This window comes from Frankia sp. AgKG'84/4, assembly GCF_023242965.2.
Classification (GTDB): domain Bacteria; phylum Actinomycetota; class Actinomycetes; order Frankiales; family Frankiaceae; genus Frankia.
On the sequence record NZ_JALKFU020000617.1, the window covers coordinates 1 to 2,995 of the forward strand.

Here is a 2,995-nt window from a genome sequence, read left to right on the forward strand (position 1 = left end):
GGGGGGGGGGGGGGGGGGGGGGGGGGGGGGGGGGGGGGGGGGGGGGGGGGGGGGGGGGGGGGGGGGGGGGGGCGGGGCGGGGGGGGGGGGGGGGGGGGGGGGGGGGGGGGGGGGGGGGGGCGGCCGCGCCCACGACGCGGACATCGTGAAGATGGTCTCGCCGTCCTGCACGGCGCTGACCCGGCGGGTCGTGAACGACCGACCGTCCCTGATCCGCTCGACGAGATAGACGATCGAGGCGTCGGTGCGGCCGGGACGCAGGAAGTAGCCGTGCAGCGAGTGGATCCGCCGGTCGTCCTCCACCGTCCGCCCGGCGGCGACCTGCGCCTGCGCCGCGACCTGCCCACCGAAGGCACGCATCGGAGCGCCCGCGTGGCACGCGCCGCGGAAGATGTCCCGATCCACCGACTCCAGCGTCAGCAGATCGGTGAACTCGGGCCGGTACTCGGTCATCGACGTCCACCCGCGACCACGACCACGACCAGCACCGACGAAAGGCTCAGCAGCACACGGCGAGGCTACGCCGTCGTCACGCTGGTCAGATCCGCACGTGGGTGGCGTCACCGCGCCCCGACGGCGACCGAGGGAGCGGGGGCCGGCGAGATCGACGACCTCACAACCCGGATCCCGCGACCGGGGCCGGCCTGCGCCGAGCCCTCTGCCGGCGCGTGTGAACGCGGTCAGAACTCGTCCGTGGCCGGTTCGGGTGAGCTGCCGAAGATGCTGTCGCAGAACAGCAGATAGAAACGGTCCGGCCGGGGAATGTGCGCGAGCTTCTCCAGGTCGCTCTTGTGGTCCCCCTCGGTTTCCAGCACGAACGCGCCGTAGCCGAGGAGCCGGCCGTTGGGATCCATGGTGTAAGAGAGGTCCGTTATCTTTGACATCGGGATGCTCTGCACCTTCGTGGAGATGATCCCGGACACCCGGACCAGGCGCGACGTCGTGATCAGTAGCCGGGTGCGGTCCCAGTCCAGCACCCGCCAGGCCAGCCGGACGACCGCCGCCAGCGCCATCCACCACAGCAACGTGACGAGCACTTTCCCCCCACCGCCGTGCGTCGCCGAGTAGATCGCGATCGCGAGAACGGCGACCAGACCGGCGACCGTCTCGAGAATGACCCTGGCGAGTACCACCCAGTGCAGCCGGACGTTGGTGACCGCCTGCTCGTTGACAGCCAGATATCTGGAAACTTTCATGTGGAAACCCCCGAATCCTGGCCCACATGCTTCCATGGTCTCCAATGCCGCGACCAGGCCAGAAAATGTCCGCCAGCCGATAGCACCGCCGCCGGCAAACCAATACAGGGCGGTGTTCCGCTCGGCCATCGGGTGCTACGCGAGCGTCGGTGAACCTCGCCACCCGCCACGATCCGAGTGGTGCGCCGCGTACCGGCCGGGGCCGAGACCCCGGCCGCTCCTGCCGGCCCTCACGCGCCGTCGTCGTCTCACAGGTCAGTGCCGTGGATGGGGACGAGGCGGGCGGCCCGGATGCGGGCACCGAGGCTGCCCGTGTTGTTCGATGTCCGCGTCTGCACGGGCGTCACCCAGGGGTCGACATGTCCATGCCCGGCATGCTGTCGTCGGTGGGTCGCGGTCCGGTGAAGCCGACGACGGGGACGGTGAGGGTGACCGTGCCGGCGTGGGCGAAGGTGAGGGTCAGCGGGACCTGCTGGCCCCTGGTGAGCCGGCGGACCGGGTTGGTCAGCATCAGGTGGTTGTGGCCGACGGTGAACGCTGCCGTGCCGTGCGCGGGCACGGGCAGTTGGGACAGCGCGCGCATGGTCTCGGCCCCACCGCTGGTGACGGTGGTGTGCAGCGTGACCGACCGCGCCAGCGGGGTGGTGACGGCGGTGAGGGCGTCGGGGGTGCCGCCGCTGTCGGTGATGGTGAGGTAGGCGGCGGCCTCGGTGTCGCTGGCCTGCTGGGGTATGTAGGCACCGCGGATGTGCAGGTCACCCAGGTCGGCGCTGGCGGTGCCGGCGACCGTGGCGGCTGCCGTCGGGGCCGGTCCGCCAGCCGCGACGGCGGAGGAGCCGGAGGAGCCGGAGGAGCCGCAGCCGGTGAGGCCCACCAGAGCGGCGCAGGCGACGGCGGCCAGCCCGGTCCTCGTGGCAGCGCCGCGGCGGCCGGGCCGCGGCGAGACGGGGAACGATGAGATCGGCACGGGTCAGGCCTCCAGGAGTTGCTGGCCGAGGTATCCGCCGGTGGGGGCGGCCGGGGGGACGGCGAACAGGGCGCTGCCGGTGTGGCGGAGGAACGCGGACAGCGCGTCGAGGCGGTCGAGCTTGCGTTGGACCGCGGTGAACGCGGTGCGCGGGTCGGCCTGGTAGGCGAGGAAGAACAGCCCGGCGTCGGGGTCGCCGGTGGCGGCCAAGCCGTCGTCGTAGGAGTAGCCGCGGCGCAGCATCCGTACACCGTTGTTGAACTGCGGATGGGACAGCCGGACGTGCGAGTTCGTCGCGATCAGTGGGCTGCCGTCGGCGGTGCGGGCCAGGAAATCGGGGTCGGTGTGCTCCCCGCCGCCGCTCAGCGGCGCGCCGCTGCCCTTGCGCCGTCCGATGATCTTCTCCTGGGCGTCGACGGTGATGAGGTCCCAGCGGTCCAGCTCCATCCGGATGCGCCGGGCGACGAGGTACGACCCGCCCGTCATCCACCCGGGCGCGCTGGTGTCGGCCCACACGGCGACGTCGAACTGCGCGGTGCCCGCCGTCGGATTGTCGGTGCCGTCGAGCTGGCCCATGAGATTGCGGGGGGTGTCGAACGGGTCGCCGGCCGCGGCGGCGCTGCGGCGGAACCCCCGCTGGGTCCACCGGGAGGTGGCATACGGACGGGCGGCGATGGCCAGGGTGCGGGCCGCGGAGGCGGCGACCATCGGGTCCTCGGCGCAGATCTGCACGGCGAGGTCACCATCGCCGCGGGCCGGGTCGAGCTGGTCGTGGGGGAAGGCAGGGATCGGGGCGAGCTGCGGCGGGACGGCGCTGGCGAGCCCGGCGCGG

4 protein-coding genes are annotated in these 2,995 nt (G+C 72.8%); all 4 read right to left on the reverse strand.

What is annotated here, in order from left to right:
- Positions 1 to 453: acyl-CoA thioesterase (locus MXD58_RS24045; RefSeq protein WP_250609980.1), on the reverse strand; the 453-nt coding region annotated here is incomplete at its 3' end.
- 227 nt (positions 454 to 680) lie between these two features.
- Positions 681 to 1,196 carry a PH domain-containing protein gene (locus tag MXD58_RS24050; protein ID WP_248837121.1) on the reverse strand — a complete coding sequence of 172 codons (516 nt, stop codon included), beginning with the start codon at positions 1,194 to 1,196 and terminating at the stop codon, positions 681 to 683.
- 343 nt (positions 1,197 to 1,539) lie between these two features.
- Positions 1,540 to 2,163 carry a copper chaperone PCu(A)C gene (locus tag MXD58_RS24055; protein WP_248837122.1) on the reverse strand — a complete coding sequence of 208 codons (624 nt, stop codon included), beginning with the start codon at positions 2,161 to 2,163 and terminating at the stop codon, positions 1,540 to 1,542.
- A gap of 3 nt (positions 2,164 to 2,166) precedes the next feature.
- Positions 2,167 to 2,995, reverse strand: an 829-nt coding sequence (locus tag MXD58_RS24060) for a Dyp-type peroxidase (RefSeq protein WP_250609981.1), incomplete at its 5' end; no start/stop codon positions are given.